The following is a 17735-nucleotide window of genomic DNA, read 5'->3' as shown; positions in this document are numbered from 1 at the left end:
CCCGCGGGGCGATGTGGCGCGGGCGTCGGGCCGCGAGAATCGGGGGCATGACTTCATCACAGCTGGCCTGCGAGGGCGTGTCCGTTTCCTACGGCAGCCACCGCGTGCTTACCGACGTCTTCCTGCACACCACCCCCGGCCGCGTCCACGCCCTGCTCGGGCCCAACGGTGCGGGCAAGTCGACGCTCATGAAGGCCCTGCTCGGGCTCCTCGCGCCAGAGGCCGGCGAGGTCACGCTCATGGGTCAGCCCTTTGCACGGGCGAATCTGCGCCACGTAGGCGCCTCTATCAACGATCCCGCCTTCTATAGCCACCTAAGCGCCCGCAACAACCTGCGCGTGCACACCACACTGCTCGGTCTGCCAGATTCGGAGGCGGATCGCGTCCTCCAACTCGTGGGACTGCAGAACGCAGGCAAGAAGAAAGCTGGCGCGTTTTCCACAGGTATGAAGGGTCGGTTGGCGCTCGCGCAGGCCTTGCTCGGCGAGCCCGAGGTGCTCATTCTCGACGAACCCCAGAACGGCCTCGACCCCGAAGGCATCGCCCACCTGCGCGTCTACCTGCGCGAATACGCCGCAGCGGGGCGCACCGTGCTGGTTAGCTCCCACCAACTCGGTGAGGTCCTGCACATGGCCGTCGACGCCACCGTCATCGCCGGCGGCGAGTTGCGTTTTGCAGGTGAGCTTGCCGAGCTGGGCCCGAACCTGGAGGAGTCCTTCTTCCGGCTCACCTCCGACGGAGACGGGGGAGCCCGGTGAAGTATCTACGCGCTGAATGGATCCGCGCTCACGGCTCGACCTTGTGGTGGCTCGCCGGGATGGGCCTACTGCTCGGCTGTGTTTTTGCCGCCTTTTCGCTCGCGGGCCAGGTCGAGACCGCGCACGACCTAATGAACTGGCAGGGGCTTTTGGTTACCGCCCTTGCGGCACCGGTTGCGGCACTGTTTGCCGGCGTGGTGGAGGCCCGCGAGCGCAAGGCACGCTCTGGTGGGACCGACTGGCGCCCGGTGGACCCGCGCCGGGTGCGCGCGGCTCGCCTCGTTCTTGTGTGGACTGCGCTTGGTGCGTTCTGCCTCGCGGACTTCGGGGTGAACTGGCTGGTTGCCTCCGTCTTCGGCCTTGATGGCGTAGGCGCGGTGTTCGCCGTCGGCGCCGCCGTCTGGGTCGGTATGTGCGGTGTGGCAGGCATGGCCGCCGCGCTGGTGCGCAGGGTCGGGATGCTGCCCACCTTGCTCGTTGCGCTGCTCTACCAGGTCGAACTCGGGTACTTCTGCGACCGCGAATGGTGGTGGGCCAACCCCGCAGCTTGGCCGCTGCGCCTCGAACTGCCACTGATGGGGCTGCAATTCAACCTCCTGCCGGTGGAACCCGGCTCTGCCCTGGACGGCCAGTCGCCGTGGGCACCGCTCGCGCTGTGCCTCCTGCTCGCCGCGGTCGGTGCTGTGTGCGCGGTGTGGACGCCACCGCGTAGGCAGCGCATGCGGCGCAAGACCACACACGCCGTGGCCGCTCCGCAGGAGTCGCGGCATGCAGTGACGCGCCCGCCGCACGTGAGTTTCGTAGCGGCGTTGTGGGGTGTGCATAGAGCGGGGAGTGTGGCGTCGTTAAGCGTACTGCTCCTGCTCACCGCGTTGGTGATGCTGGTGGCGATGCGCTATCCCGCCGACGTGCGGCGCGCGCTGGATATATACCTGATCCTGCCGGTCGGCGCGGGACTGCTGCCCACCCTGGTGTGGCCGCGGCTGCGACCCGCGTGGCAGCTCATGCGCATCGAGCACCCGCACGCGGTTACCGCGCTGCAGGCGTGGGTGTGTACGGTGGTGGCGCTCGTGGTGCTGTGTGGTGCGCTGACCGGCGGGTTCGGGATGGCCGGAACCGTGATCGCGCTGCTGACGACCAGCGCGCTCGCCCTGTTCGCGCTGGCGCTGACTGCGCTTTTCGGCATCGCGTGGACGCTCGCGGCGACGCTTGCGTGGACCGTGCTTTCCGTAACCATCGCCGGCGATGTGCTGGCGGGCAGCTGGCTGTGGGTGCTCGCCGTGCCAGCCTGGGCGGAGACCGCGACGAGCCCGCTGCGCGTGGGGGTTGCGCTCGTCGGCGGGGTAGTGCTTGTGACCGGGGCGTGGGTTGGCGCGCGCCGGGCTTTGGTAGGGCGGCGGGTTGGGCGTGCATAAACAGCGCAACTTGCACATCGTTTAACCCTCAAAAACGGCGAAAATCGATCTGCAACTTGCGCTGTCTAGCCGGATAACGCGGGACCGCCTAGTAGTAGAACGGGAACTCGTCCCAGCGGGGGTCGCGCTTCTCCAGGAAGGAGTCGCGGCCCTCGACGGCCTCGTCGGTCATGTAGGCCAGGCGGGTGGCCTCGCCGGCGAAAACCTGTTGGCCCATGAGGCCGTCGTCGACAAGGTTGAAGGCGAACTTCAGCATGCGCTGCGCGGTGGGGGACTTGCCGTTGATTTCGCGGGCGACCTGGATGGCCTCGTCTTCCAAGGCCTCATGGTCAGCCACGATGTTCACCGCGCCCATGCGCCGCATGTCCTCGGCGGAGTAGGTGCGGCCCAGGAAGAAGATCTCGCGGGCGAACTTTTGCCCCACCATCTTGGCCAAATACGCAGACCCGTAGCCGGCGTCGAAGGAGCCGACGTCGGCGTCCGTCTGCTTGAAGCGCGCCTCCTCGCGCGAGGCGATGGTCAAATCGCACACCACGTGCAGCGAGTGCCCACCGCCGGCCGCCCAGCCGTTCACCACCGCAATCACCACCTTCGGCATCGTGCGGATCAGACGCTGCACCTCGAGGATGTGCAGGCGCCCGCCCTCCGCCTTCACGCGCGCAGTGTCCACGGTCTCGGCAGTCTCGCCGCCCGCGTACTGGTAGCCGGAGCGACCGCGGATGCGCTGGTCGCCGCCGGAGCAGAAGGCCCAGCCTCCGTCCTTCTCGCTCGGCCCGTTGCCGGTCAGCAGCACGACGCCCACGGAGGGATCGCGCCGCGCGTGGTCGAGCGCTTGGTAGAGCTCGTCGACCGTGTGGGGGCGAAACGCGTTGCGTACCTCGGGGCGGTCGAAGGCGATGCGCACGATGCCGTCCGCGCGCGATTCGCCGACGTGGCGGTGGTAGGTGATGTCGGTGAAGTCGAAGCCTTCGACGCTGCGCCACTGGGTGGGGTCGAAGGGCTGGTCAGTGGTGTAACTCATGGGGTAGAGCCTACCTACCCCCGTATGCAGGTTAGGTATTGCTTACCTAAACCATTGGGGAGTTTAATGGAACTATGAGATCCCAGACCATCACCGCCGACCTTGCGCAATGCCAGCTTTGCGACGTCCACGTCGGCCAATGCGCCACCATCTGCGCTGTCAACGCGGCACCCCAAGCCGCCCGCCGGCTCAGCGAACTGGGCTTGCGCCCCGGCGCGCAAGTCACCATCGCGCAAAAGACCTCCGGCGGTGGCCGAGTGGTCAAACTTGGCAGCACCCGCTACGCGCTCGGTACCGAGGCGCTGCGCCAAATTGAGGTTGAAGCCCGATGAGCGAGCTGCACACCGTGCCCTCGTGCTGCGCGCCAGCCCCGAACGAGGCGGCCGCAGGCGAGCCCACGGTTGCGCTCATCGGCGCGCCGAACGCCGGTAAATCCACGCTCTTCAACGCGCTGACCGGCGCGAAGGTGAAGACGGGCAACTGGCCGGGCACCTCCGTGGAGGTCTCGCGCGGCGTGTGGAAGCACGCGGGCGAGGCAATCAACGTCATCGATTTCCCGGGCGCATACTCGCTCGACCCGCAAAGCCCCGACGAGGAGCTCACCCGCGAGCTCCTGCTGGAGCGCCCGGCGGCCGAGCGCCCCGACCTCGTCGTCGTGGCGGTGGACGCCTCCAATATCGCGCGCGGGCTCTACATGGTCGCGCAGCTGGCGGAGGTTGCGTACCGCATCGTGGTCGCGCTGACCAAGATGGACGTGGCCGAGGCTGCTGGCGTGCCGGTGGATCCGGAGGCGCTGGCATCCGCGCTCGGCGTGCCCGTGGTGGCGGTGGATCCGAGGAAGAGGGAAGTAGGAAGGCTGCGGGAAAACGTCGAGAAGCAACTGGTCCTGCCCGCTTACACCCTGCGCCCAACCGTGGAGACGGATGAGTTTGCCCTGGCAGACGCCCGCTTCGCCTGGGTCGATGCGGCGCTTAAGCGCGCCAAGCTTGGCGACGAGCCCCGCGAGACCGCAAGCGAGCGCATCGACAAACTCGTGCTGCACCCGGTCGCCGGGCCGCTGATCTTCCTCGCCGCGATGTGGCTGGTCTTCCAAATCACCACCACGGTGGCCGCGCCGCTGCAGGATGGGCTCGAGGCGCTGTTTACCGGGCCGATCTCCGAGCTTGTCGCGCGAGTGCTGCCCGATATCGCCTGGCTGCAGGGCCTGGTCATCGACGGGCTGATCGGCGGCGTGGGCATGGTGCTCACCTTCGCCCCGCTCATGGCGCTCATGTTCTTGTGCCTCGCGGTGCTGGAAGACTCCGGCTACATGGCGCGCGCGGCCGTGGTGGCCGACCGGGTCATGCGGGCGATGGGGCTGCCGGGCAAGGCGTTCATCCCGCTGATCGTGGGCTTTGGCTGCAACGTGCCCGCTATTTCCGCGACGCGCGTGCTGGGGGATAAGCGCCACCGGCTGCTCACCGCGCTGCTCGTGCCTTTCACTTCCTGCTCGGCGCGGCTGACCGTGTACGTGATGCTGGCGGCGACCTTCTTCCCGGAGCACGCGGGCTCGGTCGTCTTCCTCATGTACCTGATCTCTATCGCGCTGGTGGTGTGCACGGGCATCGTGCTGCGGCGCACCCTGTGGGCCACGATGGGTGCCGCCCCGCTGGTCATCGACCTGCCCGCTTACCAGCTGCCGGGCGCGCGCCTGGCGCTGAGCGTGATGTGGGTGCGCCTCCGTGGCTTCTTGGAAACCGCGGGCAAGATCATCGTGATCACCGTGGTCGCGGTGTGGGCGCTGCAGTCCACGCCCGCGAACTTCGCCGCCGACGACGCGCCCGCTTTCGGCGAGGTCACGCCCCAGGAGTCGGTCTACGGCGCAGTCTCCGAGACCATCGCCCCAGTCTTCGCGCCCGCGGGTTTCGACTCCTGGTCGCTCGCTGGCCCGCTGATCACGGGGTTCGTGGCCAAGGAGGCCGTGATCTCCAGCTGGGCGCAGACCTACGGGCTGGGCGAGCCGGTGACCGCGGGTACCAGCACCACTGAGGATGCGGCTGCGGCCATCGAGAGCACCGACGCCTCGCTGGCGGCAGCCATCCGCGAGGACTTCGACGCCGCCTCCGGCGGGCACGCCACCGCCGCGGTCTGGGCGTTTATGCTCTTCCTGCTCGCCTACACGCCGTGCGTGGCCACGCTCGCCGCACAGCGCCGCGAGATTGGGCTGAAGTGGACGTGCTTCGGCTTCGCGTTGCAGCTTGCCATGGCCTGGGTGCTGGCGGTCGGTGCCTTCCAAATCCTGAAGGTGGTGCTATAGATGGCGAGCCCGATGCGCGCAGTCATGTCCGCGATCGAGGACGGTGCCGTCAGCCGCGCCGACATCGCCGCGCGTTCGGGGTTGCGGCGGGAGACGGTGGACGCGATCGTCGAAAAGCTGGAGGCCCTTGGGCATCTGCAGCGCGAGTACCTCAAGGATTCCTGCACCGGGGGATGCGGCGGCTGCGCGGTCAAGGGCGCGTGCCAGGCATCGACAGGGCCGGTGGCTCTGGTGCTGGGGCGGCGCTAACGTCAAGGGCATGTTGCCCACCGCTGAAGAAATCCTGGAGCGCGCGCACGTCGTCGCCCTCCCCATGGCCGTGCGATTTCGCGGTATCACCACCCGTGAGGCGCTGCTCATCGACGGCCCCGCTGGCTGGGGTGAGTTTGCACCCTTTATCGAGTACGGGCCGAAAGAATCCGCCGCCTGGCTGCGCGCCGGGATCGAGGCCGCATTTACGGGCCTGCCTGAAGCCGCAGGCGCAGTCGAGGTCAACGGCACCGTCCCCGCCGTGCCCGCCGAGCAGGTCGAGGCGGTGCTCGCGCGCTACCCGCAAGGCGTATCCACCTTCAAGATCAAGGTGGCCGAGCCAGGCCAATCGCTTGCCGACGACACCGCCCGCCTTTCCCGCGTCCACACCCTGCGGCCTGAGGCGCGCCTGCGCGTGGACGCCAACCGCGCCTGGAGCGTCGACGAGGCCTGCGAGGCGATCGCGTCTTTCGCCCGGATCGCGGAGCTGGAGTACGTCGAGCAGCCCTGCAGCAGCGTCGAGGAGCTCGCCGAGGTGCGGCGCCGCGTGGACACCCCGATCGCGGCGGACGAGTCGATCCGCAAAGCCAGCGACCCCTACCGCGTCGCCGAGCTGGCCGCAGCCGACGTGGCCGTGTGCAAGGTCGCCCCGCTCGGGGGAGTGCGGCCGTTGTTGCGCATCTCGCGCGAGCTGGGCCTGGACATCACCGTGGCCAGCGCGCTCGATACGGCGGTCGGCATGGACGCCGGCCTGATCGCGGCGAAGCTCACCGGCTCGCGGGCGGCCGGACTGGCCACGCAAAACCTGTTCGTCGAAGACGTTGCCGAGCCCCGCCCGCTTGTCGACGGCCGCCTCGCCGTCACCCGCACCACCCCCGATCCGGAGCGCCTCCACGGCCTGCGTGCGGCACCCGCACGCGAGCAGTGGTGGCACGAGCGGGTGCGTGACTGCCTTCCCTACATACGGGGGTAGCAGGTGTGGGGTATGCGGGGGAGCCACTGCCCAAATGTTTGGTTTTACACCCGGTGCGTTAAAATTTTCAGTACAGGTGCATGTGAAAAATCACACCAAACACCCTGTAAACACTGTATTGGAACGGTAGGAAAGTAGGTGGGGCATGTCTACCCCCGTTGTGCACGATTCTTCCGCGCTGTCGGATGGTGATCTGGCCAAAGCCCCAGAACCAGGCGAATGGCGCCGCCAACTCATCGGCTTGATTGTGGGCGTGGCACTCGCCGCGCTCATTTGGTTTATCTTCCCGGCGAACGCCCCCGAGACGGTCGCCCAGTCCTCCGGGGCGGACCCGGAAGCGGAGTACACCGCCCAGGCGATGCGCGTCGTCGCCGCCACCACCGCGCTCATGGCCGTGTGGTGGATGACCGAGGCGATCCCGCTGGCGGCGACGGCGCTTTTGCCCATTGCCATCTTCCCAGTCATGGGCGTGGCGGAGTTCTCCAAGGTGTCCTCCCCCTACGCCTCCGCCACGATCTTCCTGTTCATGGGTGGCTTCCTCATGGCGCTTGGCCTGCAGCGCTGGAACCTGCACCGCCGACTTGCGCTCGTGGTGGTCAAGATCGTCGGCACCAGCCCAAAGCGCATCATCTTAGGCTTCATGCTGGCCACCGGCTTCATGTCCATGTGGGTCTCTAACACGGCAACCGCCGTGGTCATGCTGCCGATCGGCACCTCGGTGCTCATGCTCACCGCAGATTCCGTCGGCGGAATGCAGAACCAGAAGAAGTTCGCCACAGCGCTCATGCTCGCCATCGCGTACTCCGCCTCTATCGGCTCGCTGGGCACCCTGATCGGTACCCCGCCGAACGCGCTGCTGCAGGGCTACATGAAGGAAGCCCATGACATCAACATTGGCTTCGGGCAGTGGATGATCGTCGGTATGCCGGTGGCCATCGTGTTCACCGTCATCGCGTGGCTGGTACTGATCACCGTGTTCAAGCCGGAGATTGACCAGATTCCGGGCGGTCGTGAGCTGATCCAGGACGAGATCCGCAAGCTCGGCCCCTGGACCTTCGCGCAGATCGCCGCCGGCATCATCTTCGCACTTGCAGCCCTGACGTGGGTCTTCCTGCCGCTGGCGCGCGACCACTACGGGTGGGACTTCCCCTACCACGACGCCATCGTGGGCATCATCGCCGGCCTGCTCATGTTCATCGTGCCGGGCATGAAGAACGGCAAGCGCCTGCTTGATTGGGAGACCGCCAACGAGATGCCGTGGGACGTACTCCTGCTCTTCGGCGGCGGCCTGTCCCTGTCCGCGATGTTCACCTCCACCGGCCTGTCCCTGTGGATCGGTGAGGCGGCGAAGGGACTGGCTGTGCTGCCGATATTCCTGCTCATCTTCGCGATTGCCGCGCTGGTGCTCATCCTCACCGAGCTGACCTCCAACACCGCAACCGCGGCGACCTTCCTGCCGATCATGGGCGGCGTCGCCGTGGGTATCGGGCTGACCGAGGCCACCGACATGAACATCCTGCTGCTGGCCATCCCGGTCGCTTTGTCCGCAACCTGTGCCTTCATGCTGCCGGTGGCGACCCCGCCGAACGCCATCGCGTACTCCTCGGGCTACGTCACCATGGGAGAGATGATCAAGGGCGGCGTGTGGCTCAACGCCATCGCACTGGTCCTGATCTCCCTGGCCACCTACTTCCTCGCAGTCCCCGTCTTCGGGCTGGTGCTGTAGATTACAACCCTGCTACAACTGGCGCGTTAGGCTATCCCCATGGATAACCAGACGCGCCAGTTTGGCGTTCCGGAGGAAGAACCGCGCAAACCCCGCCCGAAGCAGTACTTTCCGGATCCCGCCGAGCAAGCACGGCAGCAGCCGGAGTACCCGCAGCAGCCCTACCGGGACCAGTACCAGGAGCAGTACTACGACTACGGGCAGTACGAGCAGCCCCAGTACACGCAGCCGAACCCGCCCGGCCCGCCGCAAGCGCCGGAGGAGCGCTCCAACACGCTGGCGACGGTGCTCGGCGTCCTGCTCGCCATCGCGCTGGCCGCCGGCATCGTCTTATTCTTCTTGTGGCGGGGAGCTTCCGCCGAAGCCTCCAAGCCGCCGGTGACCGTGACCAATACGCAGACGGAAACCATCACCACGACCGCGACTACCACGAAGCGGCCCTCGCTCTTCGGCGACCGCGACAGCCGGGACACTCGCGACGCAGATCGCGAGGAGCCACTTCCCACCGAGCTGCCCGAGGCACCGCCGGTAGAGGTCCCCGACGAAGTGCGCGAGAGCGCCCAGGACATCTTTGACGAGCTGCGCCAGGGGGGCCGAAGGGCTGCTTCAGGGCCAATAGGCGCGGGCTAGAATAGGCCACCATGGAATCGCTTGAGCTGGCCCGCATCATCGCCCAACGCCTGGCAGACAACGTCACTGACGTGGTCATGAGCCCGGGCTCGCGCAACTCGCCGCTCGCGTACGCACTCTTGGCGCGCCGGGACATCCGTGTGCACATGCGTATCGACGAGCGCTCGGCCGCCTTCACCGCCTTAGGCCTCGCGCGTGTGCAGCGCCGGCACGTCGGCGTCGTCATGACCTCCGGCACCGCGGTAGCCAACGCACTACCCGCCGTGGTGGAGGCGCACATGTCGCACACCCCGCTGGCCATCATCAGTGCGGACCGGCCCGCCCGCCTGGTGGGCACGGGAGCCTCGCAAACCATTTGGCAAGACGGTATCTTCGGCCGCTACGCCGCCACCCAGCAGGTGGCAACGCGCGAGGAGGCCGAGGCCGTCTCCTTTGCCGCCGACCAGGTGCACATCAACGTCGCGCTGGACACCCCGCTCGTACCCGAGACGCTGCCCGCCCCGGTAGGCGAGCCGCGCCGGGTCGGCCCGGGCCGACTTGAGACCGCGCCTACCTGGGCCGACCACGGCGCAGTGGACGTGGATCCGACTCGCAACACCCTGGTCATCGCCGGAGACGAAGCCTGGGACGTGCCCGGCCTAGAGCACGTGCCCACCATCGCGGAGCCGACCGCGCCCGCCCCCTTCCACCAGGTGCACCCGCTGGCGGCGCGCTTCTTTGCTAAAAGTGAGGTGGCAATCTCTCACGACGGCGGCGACTTCGCCGCGGAGACCAAGCCGGAGCAGCTCATCGTGGTGGGGCACCCCACCCTGCACCGCGACGTCATGGCGCTGATGGCTGACCCGGACATCGAGGTCATCGGTATCTCGCGCACCGAGACCTTCACCGGCCAGCCGGATCGCCGCGGCTCAAGGGTCAATGCCACGGGCCAGCCCACGGACAGCTGGATCAAGATCTGCGAGGCCGCGGGCGAGGTCGGCGCCCAGACCGTGCGCGATGCGCTGCAGGAGGACAACTTCGGGCTGACAGGCATGCACGTTGCGGCCGCGGTGTGCGACACACTCGGTGTGGGCGACACGCTCGTTGTCGGCGCGTCCAATCCAGTGCGCGACGTGAGCATGGTGGGCATGCCTTTCGACGGCGTGTCGACCTACTCAGCACGCGGAGCCGCCGGTATCGACGGCACGCTCTCCCAAGCCGTGGGCATCGCGCTGGCCACCCAGTCGCTGCACCCGGACGAGATCCGCGCTCCGCGCACCGTCGCCCTGGTCGGCGACCTCACCTTCCTCCACGACATCAACGGACTCCTCATCGGCCCCGACGAGCCACGCCCGGGCAACCTCACCATCGTGGTGGCCAACGACAACGGCGGCGGCATCTTCCACACGCTGGAGGCCGGCGCGGAGTCGGTGGCGCGCGACTTTGAGCGGGTGTTCGGGACGAGCCATGACGCGGGCGTCGAAAAGCTGGCCGAGGCCTATGGGGCGGCCTACGCGCACGCAGGCACCCTGCCGGAGTTGCTGGAGACCTTGATCGAGCTGGAAGCGCAGCCCAACCCGATCACCATTGTCGAGGTGGACACCACGCGCGCGACGCGGCGGGCGCTGGCGCAGAGGCTCACCAAGTGATCCAGTGGCAGCGGCGCGCGGGGCAGCTGGTGCTGGGGCTCTACCTGGCCGCCATGCTGGGCGCGGTGGCGATGGTCGGTGGGGCCGCGATGAACGACGCGCGCATCATGGCCGATCCCGGGCGCGGCATCGCCACAGTCACCGGGGTCAGCGCCATGCGCACCTCGATTGAGTACCAGGACGCCGAAGGCCGGCACTTTTCCCCGCCGAGCGGGCTGCTCTACCCCTCGGGGCTGGGGGAGGGCCAGCAGGTCTGGGTGACGTACGCGAAGAGCGATCCCAACCTGGTCAAAGTGGAGGGGCGCGGCTGGGCGCTCTCGCTCATTCCCGCCGCCTCGGTAGCGGTGGTGGCAACAATAGTGTTCGCGGCCGCGTGGCTGGCGGTGCGCCGCTGGGTGCCGCAGCGTTCACGTTGAGTTATCACAAAGTTTGCCAGGCGGTTGAGTGGTGTTCGCACGGACATGGGAAGGTAGCAAAGTATGCGAGTCGGAATAGTCGCGGAATCATTCCTCCCGAACATCAACGGAGTAACCAACTCGGTGCTCCGGGTGCTCGAGTACCTCAAGGCCAATGGCCACGAAGCACTGATTGTCGCCCCGGGCGCGCGCGACTTCCAGGAGGAAGTCGCCGACTACCTCGGTTTCCCCATCGTGCGGGTGCCCACCATGCGCGTGCCGCTGGTGGACTCGCTGCCGATCGGGGTGCCGACCACGAACGTCACCGCCGCCCTGGCCGACTTCGAGCCGGACATTATCCACCTGGCCAGCCCGTTCGTGCTCGGCGGGGCGGGCGCGTTTTCCGCGATGCAGCTGGGGGTGCCGGCGGTGGGGCTGTACCAAACCGACGTCGCCGGCTTCGCCACGAAGTACCAGCTCTCCGCCGTGGCGGCGCTGGCCTGGGACTGGACCCGCAACATCCATAACCGCTGCCAGCTCAACCTCGCCCCCTCCTCAGAGGCGATCCGCGAGCTGGAGGCCCACGGCATCAAGAACGTGAAGCGCTGGGGCCGCGGCGTGGACGCGGAACTGTTCCACCCCGCGAAGCGCTCCGACATGCTGCGCTACCAGTGGGACCCGACGGGTAAGAAAAAGATTGTCGGTTTTGTCGGCCGCCTGGCCAGCGAGAAGAGCGTGTGCCGCCTCGCCGTGCTGGAGCAGGACCCGGGCATCCAGCTCGTCATCGTGGGCGACGGCCCGGAGCGCGACGAGCTCGAGCACCTCATGCCCTCTGCCGTGTTTACCGGCGCGCTCTCCGGCGAGCAGCTGGCCCGCGCCTACGCGTCGCTCGACCTGTTCGTGCACACCGGCGAGTTTGAGACCTTCTGCCAGGCCATCCAGGAAGCCCAGGCCTCCGGCGTGCCCACCATCGGCCCGAAGGCCGGCGGGCCCATCGACCTCATCCAGGGCGGAGAAAACGGCCTGCTGCTCGAGGTCGACACCTTCAGTGCAGAGCTTCCCGACGCCGCCCGCTACCTCCTCGACGACGCGCGCCTGGACGAACTCAAGCGCAACGCACGCGAGTCCGTGGCAGATAAGACCTGGGATGCGCTGTGCGAGCAGCTCCTCGGCTACTACGACCAGGCGCGGGCTGGCTACCGCTCCAACGTGGTGAACCTCTTCGGGCATGACATCACCCTGCCCAAGTGGGCGGGGAGGCGTCGGAAATCGCGCGGGGCTTAGGGCCGGGTAGACTGGCCGACTATGTCAGTCTCGGACCTGTCTGCAAGCACCCAGGATTACCTCAAGGCGATCTGGGAGCTTGAAGAGTGGTCGGACCAGCCCGCTACCACCTCGATGATCGCGAAGGCGTTGGGCGTCAAGCAGTCGACGGTGTCCGATACCGTGCGCAAGCTGGCTGACCAAAAGCTCGTCTCGCACAAACGCTACGGCTCCGTGCAGCTGACGGAGCAGGGGAGGGCATACGCGGTGCAGATGGTGCGCCGCCACCGGCTGATCGAGACTTTCCTGGTGCAAGTGCTCGACTACTCCTGGGACGAAGTCCACGACGAGGCCGAACAGCTCGAGCACGCTGTCTCCGACCTGTTAGTGGAGCGGGTGGCGGCGCTGCTGCACCACCCGACGCGCGACCCCCACGGCGACCCGATCCCCGCCGCCGATGGCTCGATACACGCCCCCGACGCAGTCACCCTGAGCGCGGTGGAACCAGGCAGCGACGTAGTCATCGAGCGAATTTCCGACGAAGACCCGGAGCTGCTGCGCTTCCTACACGCCCACGGCCTGAACGTCGGCTCGCACCTCCACGTGACCGAGGGCGCGCCCTTTTCCGGGGCAGTGGAAGTACAAAACGCGGCCGACGGCGTGACTATCCCGCTGGGGCGTGCTGCGACTGACGCGGTGTACGTGAGCGCACCCCGGCATACACAAGTCCCCGGGGGCCAAAAAGGTACACGATCGTAAACACGCACGCCTGCGCGAGCACCATCATCGCTCCCGTGGCGGTGTCCAGGTAGTAGCTACAGTACAGGCCCATGACCGCGCAGGCCGCGGCCATGGCGGGGGCGATGAGCAGCATAGTGCCAAAGGAGTCGGTGAGCAGGTACGCCGTCGCACCGGGAATGATCAGCATGGCAACAACCAGGATCACGCCCACGACCTGCAGCGCTACCACAGTCGTCAGTGCGAGCAGGGCGAGCAACCCGGCACCGAGCGCGCGCGGGCTGAGCCCGATCGCGTGCGCGTGGATGGGGTCGAAGGCGTAGAGCGTCAGATCCCGCCGCTTGAGCAGCAGCGCGCCGAACACGAGCACGGCGAGCCCGATCACCTGCAGCATCTCCGCGCGGGACACGCCCAAAAGGTTGCCAAAGATGATGTGGTTGAGATCCGTGTGCGAGGGCGTGACCGAGATGAGCACCAGCCCGAAGGAGAAGAGCGAGGTAAACACGATGCCGATCGCGGCGTCCTCTTTGACCCGCGAGGTGTTGCGCACCAGGCCGATCAAGGCGACCGCGAGGAAGCCGAAGAGTACGGCGCCCACGGCGAAAGGCGCGCCGATGATGTAGGAGAGCACCACGCCTGGCAGGACCGCGTGGGAGACCGCATCGCCCATCAGCGACCAGCCCACCAGCACGAGCCAGCAGGACAGCATCGCGCAGACGATGGAAGCAATCAGCGCGGTGGCCAGCGCCCGGCTCATGAAGCCGTAGGTGAGTGGGTCTAGTAGCAGCGAAATCATGCGCTCGCCTCCGTCAGGGTAGGGGTCATGCCGAAGGCGCGTGCGAGGTTCTCCGGCCGCAGCACATCCTCGGTTGGGGCGTGCATGAGCACGCGCTTTTGCAACAGGACGGATTCCTCCGCGAGCGCGGGTAGCGCGGCGAAATCGTGCGTGGAGATGAACAGCGTGGCACCGTCGTCGACGAGTTCGCGCAGCAGTGCGGTGATCGTCGCTTCGGATTGCTTGTCGACGCCCGCGAACGGCTCGTCGAGAAGCATGATGCTCGCGCCCTGCGCAATGCCGCGCGCGACGAAAGCGCGCTTCTTCTGCCCACCCGAAAGCTGGCCGATCTGGCGATCGGCGAAGTCGGTCAGGTGCGTGCGCTCCAGGGCCTCATTGACGGCGTCCTCATCGCGGCGGTGCGGGCGGCGCGTCAACCTCATGTGGCCGTAGCGGCCGGTCATGACGACCTCGCGCACGGTGATCGGGAACTGCCAATCCACCTCTTCGCTCTGCGGGACGTAAGCGACTACCTGGGCCTTGCGGGCGGCAGCGGGGTCCGCGCCGTTGATCTGCACTGTGCCCGTATCGGGTTTGACCAGGCCCATGATCGTCTTGAACAGGGTGGATTTGCCAGAGCCATTCATGCCGACGAGCCCGCAGGCGCGGCCCGGGGCGATGGACACGCTGGCTAAGTGCAGGGCCTCCACATCGCCGTAGCGGACGGTCACGCCCTCAACGCTGATCGCGGGCGTCATGATGCTTGCCCCGTCAGGCCCTCGATGATGGCGGAAGAGTCGTGCTTGATCAGGTCCAGGTAGGTGGGCACGGGACCGTCCTCAAGAGAGAGGGAATCGACGTAGAGGGTGTCGCCGAGCTGGGCACCCGTGGCGTCGACAACCTGCTGCATGGCCGCGTTGGAGACGGTCGACTCGCAGAAGACGGTGGGCACTTCGTTGTGCTTGACAAACTCGATGGTGCGGGCGATCTGCTGCGGGGTCGCCTCGTTTTCTGCATTGACCGGCCAGATGTACTGCTCCTGCAGCCCGGCGTCGCGGGCGAGGTAGGAAAACGCGCCCTCGCAGGTCACCAGCGCGCGCTGCTGTTCGGGGAGCGCCGAAAGTTCGCGCGTCATCTCGTCCTGGACTTCCTGCAGCTGCGCCTTGTAGCTCGCCCCGTTTTCCGCGTACTGCTCGGCGTGCTCCGGGTCGAGCTCACTGAAGGCGTCGACGATGTTGTCCACGTAGGTCTGCACATTTTTCGGGCTCATCCAGGCGTGCGGGTTGGGTTTGCCTGCGTAGGCGTCTTCGGTGATGTCGATCGGCTCGATGCCCTCGGAAACCACGGTGTGCGGGACGTCGAGCTCTGCCACGAACTGGGCGAACCAGTTCTCCAGGTTGAGACCGTTGTCCAGGATGAGATCCGCCTCGGAGGCCTTGGCGATGTCACCCGGGGTGGGCTCGTACCCGTGGATCTCGGCACCAGGTTTGGTGATGGATTCCACCCGCAGATGTTCGCCGGCGACGTTGGCGGCGATGTCTTGGATGACGGTGAAAGTGGTCAAAACGACCGGTTCATCGCCGGATGAAGGGTCGTTGGCGCAGCTTGTCGCGCCGCATGCGAGGAGGAGGGCGGCGCAGACGCCGAGTGCCCGTCGGATCATGGTGTGTCTTTCTCTTTCGATGTGTCTTGGTGGAGGGAAGTTTAAACTTCGGTGAATCGAAATTGCAAGAAGAGCTCCGGCGAACACCCACGGAAGTGGGGTGGAGCCGTACAATGCTTTCCTATGGCCAAGGCAGATCTGGAGAAAAAGCCCTTCGACGTCGCCGGCATGTTTGACGGCGTGGGCGAAAAATACGACCTCACCAACACCGTCCTGTCCTTTGGGCTGGACAAGTACTGGCGGCGTCGTACGCGCGAGCGCCTCCAGCTGAAACCAGGGGAGAAGGTGCTTGACCTCGCCGCGGGCACCGCGGTTTCTACCGTCGAGCTGGCCAAGTCCGGCGCATGGGTAGTCGCCTGCGATTTCTCCCAGGGAATGCTCGCCGCCGGCCGTGACCGCGACGTGCCCAAGGTGGTGGGCGATGCGATGCACCTGCCTTTTGCCGACGCCACCTTCGACGCCGTCACCATCTCCTACGGCCTGCGCAACGTCTACGACTTCGAAGCGGGTCTGCGCGAGATGGCGCGCGTGACCAAGCCAGGCGGTCGCCTTGTAGTCAACGAGTTTTCCACCCCTGTCGTGCCCGGCTTCCGCACCTTCTACAAGGAGTACCTGCCGGTCGCGCTGCCGCTTTTGGCCAAGGTCTTTTCCTCCAACGCGGAGGCCTACGAATACCTCGCCGAATCCATCCGCGCCTGGCCGGACCAGGAGGAGCTCGCCGCGGCGATCAACCGCAACGGCTGGCAGGACGCGGGCTGGCAGGACCTAAGCGCCGGCATTGTGGCGTTGCACAGCGCGACGCGGGCTGGCTAAGCGCTGGTTAAGCAGCGTCCCACAGCGCGCTGCCGCGCGGCACGACTCGCCCGGCTGCGCGCCAGGCGCGGGCGACGAGGTCGGTGTCTTCTTCTGTAATCAGGTTGCCCATCAACCGTGCTGCAGCGGGCATGAGGTAGCGCCCGCCGAGTCCGCGCAGGGCGAGCGGGCCCGCCGCAGGCAAGAACTGCGGGTAGGTCAGAAGGCGCGCCGCCGTCCGAGCGAGCGCGAAGGCGTCGCCGTAGGCGCGGCGCAGCGCGTAGGGCCACGCGAGCGTGAGGTCTGCGCGCTCGCGCAACAGCTCGACCGCCATCACGGCCGTCTCCATGCCGTAGTCGATGCCCTCGCCGTTGAGCGGGTTGACGCACGCGGCGGCGTCGCCGATCAGTGCCCAGTTGGGGCCAGCCACGTTGGACACCGCACCGCCCATCGGCAGTAGGGCAGAGGTGACCTGTTGTGGTTCGCCTAAGCCCCAGTCCGCGGCCTGCTCGCGGGCGTAGTGCGCGAGCAGCTTCTTCGTGTTCACCTTGGCGGGGCGGGCGTCGGTGGACAGGGCGCCGCAGCCGAGGTTGACCGTGCCGTCGCCAAGCGGGAAGATCCACCCGTAGCCCGGCTGGATCGCACCGTCGGGGCCGCGCAGCTCCACGTGCGAGTGCATCCAGGGCTCCTCGCTGTGCGCGCTTGCGCAGTAGGAGCGGGCGGCGATGCCGTAGACCTGATCCTTGTGCCAGGTGCGGCCGAGACGCTTGCCGAAGGGGGAGCGCACCCCGTCGGCGACGATCACCCAGCGCGTGCGCACCGGGCCACGGTCAGTGTGGACTGTGGTGATCGCGCCGTGGGCGTCAAAGTCGGCGTCGTGTGCCGCGCATTCGGTCCAGACGGTGGCACCTGCGGCGGTGGCCTGGTCGATGAGTGCGGCGTCGAAAAGCGTGCGCGGGCTCGCCGAGCCTAACGTGCCGTAGCGGCTGCGCGGCCAGGGCGCGGTGACATCGCCTCCGTAGCCGTGCAGCTTGAGGCCCCTATTGCGGTAGGCGGGGAGGACGGACTCGAGGCCGAGCGTGCGCAGCGTGTGCACCGCCCGCGGGGTGAGCCCATCGCCGCAGGTTTTGTCGCGGCCGTGCCCGGCGGCGTCGACAAGCAGGGTGGAAAGGCCCGCACGCTGGGCGGCAATCGCCGCGACCGAGCCGGAAGGGCCGCCGCCGACGATAACGCAATCAAAGACATCCTTCACGGCCAACATTGTGCCAGCACTTCCTTCGCACGTTACCCCGGCCCCGCTGATTCACCCGGGGGCCTCGTTGCACTACGGTTGAGGGCACTACTCGTGGGCCGCTGCGTGCTGCCATAAAACAGGCGCGCCGTGGCCGTCTCGCCCAACCTTAAAGGATGGTA

At 67.2% G+C, this 17735-nt stretch carries 18 protein-coding genes; 13 read left to right on the top strand and 5 right to left on the bottom strand.

Annotated features, from left to right (window positions below):
- Positions 1–47 precede the first annotated feature (47 nt).
- Both M3G14_RS09240 and M3G14_RS09235 read left to right on the top strand, forming a co-directional pair.
- A complete protein-coding gene (locus M3G14_RS09240) occupies positions 48–758 on the top strand; it encodes an ATP-binding cassette domain-containing protein (protein WP_259926237.1) in 711 nt (236 codons plus the stop codon).
- Positions 755–2173, top strand: a complete 1419-nt coding sequence (locus M3G14_RS09235; protein WP_259926236.1) for a hypothetical protein — start codon at positions 755–757, stop codon at positions 2171–2173. Before M3G14_RS09240 ends, M3G14_RS09235 begins: the two co-directional genes overlap by 4 nt.
- 88 nt (positions 2174–2261) lie before the next feature.
- Here the strand turns inward: M3G14_RS09235 and M3G14_RS09230 are convergent, their stop codons facing one another.
- On the bottom strand, positions 2262–3194 hold the full coding sequence (locus M3G14_RS09230) for a 1,4-dihydroxy-2-naphthoyl-CoA synthase (RefSeq protein WP_259926235.1): 933 nt from the start codon (positions 3192–3194) through the stop codon (positions 2262–2264).
- Between the two features lie 74 nt (positions 3195–3268).
- Here M3G14_RS09230 and M3G14_RS09225 point away from each other — a divergent pair, with 74 nt between their 5' ends.
- From M3G14_RS09225 to M3G14_RS09180, 10 genes are all read left to right on the top strand, one after another.
- The gene (locus M3G14_RS09225) at positions 3269–3526 is read left to right on the top strand and encodes a FeoA family protein (protein WP_259926234.1); all 258 of its coding nucleotides are present in this window, start codon (positions 3269–3271) and stop codon (positions 3524–3526) included.
- Positions 3523–5490 carry a ferrous iron transport protein B gene (feoB, locus tag M3G14_RS09220; RefSeq protein ID WP_259926233.1) on the top strand — a complete coding sequence of 656 codons (1968 nt, stop codon included), beginning with the start codon at positions 3523–3525 and terminating at the stop codon, positions 5488–5490. Before M3G14_RS09225 ends, feoB begins: the two co-directional genes overlap by 4 nt.
- A complete protein-coding gene (locus tag M3G14_RS09215; protein WP_259926232.1) occupies positions 5491–5739 on the top strand; it encodes a MarR family transcriptional regulator in 249 nt (82 codons plus the stop codon).
- 10 nt (positions 5740–5749) lie between these two features.
- On the top strand, positions 5750–6712 hold the full coding sequence (locus tag M3G14_RS09210; protein WP_259926231.1) for an o-succinylbenzoate synthase: 963 nt from the start codon (positions 5750–5752) through the stop codon (positions 6710–6712).
- 145 nt (positions 6713–6857) lie between these two features.
- Positions 6858–8438, top strand: a complete 1581-nt coding sequence (locus M3G14_RS09205; RefSeq protein WP_259926230.1) for a DASS family sodium-coupled anion symporter — start codon at positions 6858–6860, stop codon at positions 8436–8438.
- Between the two features lie 39 nt (positions 8439–8477).
- Positions 8478–9068 (top strand): hypothetical protein, encoded by a 591-nt coding sequence (locus tag M3G14_RS09200; RefSeq protein WP_259926229.1) that lies wholly within the window; start codon positions 8478–8480, stop codon positions 9066–9068.
- An 11-nt stretch (positions 9069–9079) separates the two neighbouring features.
- Positions 9080–10696 (top strand): 2-succinyl-5-enolpyruvyl-6-hydroxy-3-cyclohexene-1-carboxylic-acid synthase, encoded by a 1617-nt coding sequence (menD, locus tag M3G14_RS09195; protein ID WP_259926228.1) that lies wholly within the window; start codon positions 9080–9082, stop codon positions 10694–10696.
- Complete coding sequence (locus M3G14_RS09190) at positions 10696–11112, top strand: DUF3592 domain-containing protein (RefSeq protein ID WP_038593682.1); 417 nt, start codon at positions 10696–10698, stop codon at positions 11110–11112. The genes menD and M3G14_RS09190 overlap by 1 nt, the downstream gene beginning before the upstream one ends.
- Before the next feature lie 63 nt (positions 11113–11175).
- Entirely contained in the window at positions 11176–12375 is a 1200-nt protein-coding gene (locus M3G14_RS09185) for a glycosyltransferase family 1 protein (RefSeq protein ID WP_259926227.1), read from the top strand.
- Positions 12376–12396: 21 nt separating this feature from the next.
- Positions 12397–13113 (top strand): metal-dependent transcriptional regulator, encoded by a 717-nt coding sequence (locus tag M3G14_RS09180; protein ID WP_259926226.1) that lies wholly within the window; start codon positions 12397–12399, stop codon positions 13111–13113.
- Here the strand turns inward: M3G14_RS09180 and M3G14_RS09175 are convergent.
- The 3 genes from M3G14_RS09175 to M3G14_RS09165 are packed head-to-tail and all read right to left on the bottom strand — an operon-like array spanning position 13019 to position 15530.
- The gene (locus tag M3G14_RS09175) at positions 13019–13888 is read right to left on the bottom strand and encodes a metal ABC transporter permease (RefSeq protein ID WP_259926224.1); all 870 of its coding nucleotides are present in this window, start codon (positions 13886–13888) and stop codon (positions 13019–13021) included. The two genes, M3G14_RS09180 and M3G14_RS09175, sit on opposite strands and share 95 nt — an antisense overlap.
- Positions 13885–14625, bottom strand: a complete 741-nt coding sequence (locus tag M3G14_RS09170; protein ID WP_259926223.1) for a metal ABC transporter ATP-binding protein — start codon at positions 14623–14625, stop codon at positions 13885–13887. Before M3G14_RS09170 ends, M3G14_RS09175 begins: the two co-directional genes overlap by 4 nt.
- Complete coding sequence (locus tag M3G14_RS09165; RefSeq protein ID WP_259926222.1) at positions 14622–15530, bottom strand: metal ABC transporter substrate-binding protein; 909 nt, start codon at positions 15528–15530, stop codon at positions 14622–14624. Before M3G14_RS09165 ends, M3G14_RS09170 begins: the two co-directional genes overlap by 4 nt.
- A 123-nt stretch (positions 15531–15653) precedes the next feature.
- Between M3G14_RS09165 and M3G14_RS09160 the strand changes: the two genes are divergently transcribed.
- Positions 15654–16343, top strand: coding sequence for a demethylmenaquinone methyltransferase (locus tag M3G14_RS09160; RefSeq protein WP_259926221.1), 690 nt, complete (start codon positions 15654–15656; stop codon positions 16341–16343).
- A 7-nt stretch (positions 16344–16350) separates the two neighbouring features.
- On the opposite strand, the gene M3G14_RS09155 is transcribed toward M3G14_RS09160, so the two are convergent.
- Positions 16351–17583 (bottom strand): geranylgeranyl reductase family protein, encoded by a 1233-nt coding sequence (locus M3G14_RS09155; protein ID WP_396122233.1) that lies wholly within the window; start codon positions 17581–17583, stop codon positions 16351–16353.
- Positions 17584–17735 lie beyond the last annotated feature (152 nt).

The organism is Corynebacterium sp. p3-SID1056, from assembly GCF_025152525.1.
Taxonomy (GTDB): Bacteria; Actinomycetota; Actinomycetes; order Mycobacteriales; family Mycobacteriaceae; genus Corynebacterium.
This window is presented reverse-complemented; position numbering and strand designations above follow the sequence as displayed.

Excerpts from the sequence above, each read along its gene's own strand:
- M3G14_RS09155 (WP_396122233.1), bottom strand. The coding sequence starts at position 17,583 with ATGTTGGCCGTGAAGGATGTCTTTGATTGCGTTATCGTCGGCGGCGGC.
- M3G14_RS09165 (WP_259926222.1), bottom strand. The coding sequence starts at position 15,530 with ATGATCCGACGGGCACTCGGCGTCTGCGCCGCCCTCCTCCTCGCATGC.
- menD (WP_259926228.1), top strand. The coding sequence starts at position 9,080 with ATGGAATCGCTTGAGCTGGCCCGCATCATCGCCCAACGCCTGGCAGAC.
- feoB (WP_259926233.1), top strand. The coding sequence starts at position 3,523 with ATGAGCGAGCTGCACACCGTGCCCTCGTGCTGCGCGCCAGCCCCGAAC.
- M3G14_RS09185 (WP_259926227.1), top strand. The coding sequence starts at position 11,176 with ATGCGAGTCGGAATAGTCGCGGAATCATTCCTCCCGAACATCAACGGA.
- M3G14_RS09170 (WP_259926223.1), bottom strand. The coding sequence starts at position 14,625 with ATGACGCCCGCGATCAGCGTTGAGGGCGTGACCGTCCGCTACGGCGAT.
- M3G14_RS09200 (WP_259926229.1), top strand. The coding sequence starts at position 8,478 with ATGGATAACCAGACGCGCCAGTTTGGCGTTCCGGAGGAAGAACCGCGC.
- M3G14_RS09210 (WP_259926231.1), top strand. The coding sequence starts at position 5,750 with ATGTTGCCCACCGCTGAAGAAATCCTGGAGCGCGCGCACGTCGTCGCC.
- M3G14_RS09240 (WP_259926237.1), top strand. The coding sequence starts at position 48 with ATGACTTCATCACAGCTGGCCTGCGAGGGCGTGTCCGTTTCCTACGGC.
- M3G14_RS09175 (WP_259926224.1), bottom strand. The coding sequence starts at position 13,888 with ATGATTTCGCTGCTACTAGACCCACTCACCTACGGCTTCATGAGCCGG.
- M3G14_RS09230 (WP_259926235.1), bottom strand. The coding sequence starts at position 3,194 with ATGAGTTACACCACTGACCAGCCCTTCGACCCCACCCAGTGGCGCAGC.
- M3G14_RS09215 (WP_259926232.1), top strand. The coding sequence starts at position 5,491 with ATGGCGAGCCCGATGCGCGCAGTCATGTCCGCGATCGAGGACGGTGCC.
- M3G14_RS09205 (WP_259926230.1), top strand. The coding sequence starts at position 6,858 with ATGTCTACCCCCGTTGTGCACGATTCTTCCGCGCTGTCGGATGGTGAT.
- M3G14_RS09160 (WP_259926221.1), top strand. The coding sequence starts at position 15,654 with ATGGCCAAGGCAGATCTGGAGAAAAAGCCCTTCGACGTCGCCGGCATG.
- M3G14_RS09180 (WP_259926226.1), top strand. The coding sequence starts at position 12,397 with ATGTCAGTCTCGGACCTGTCTGCAAGCACCCAGGATTACCTCAAGGCG.
- M3G14_RS09225 (WP_259926234.1), top strand. The coding sequence starts at position 3,269 with ATGAGATCCCAGACCATCACCGCCGACCTTGCGCAATGCCAGCTTTGC.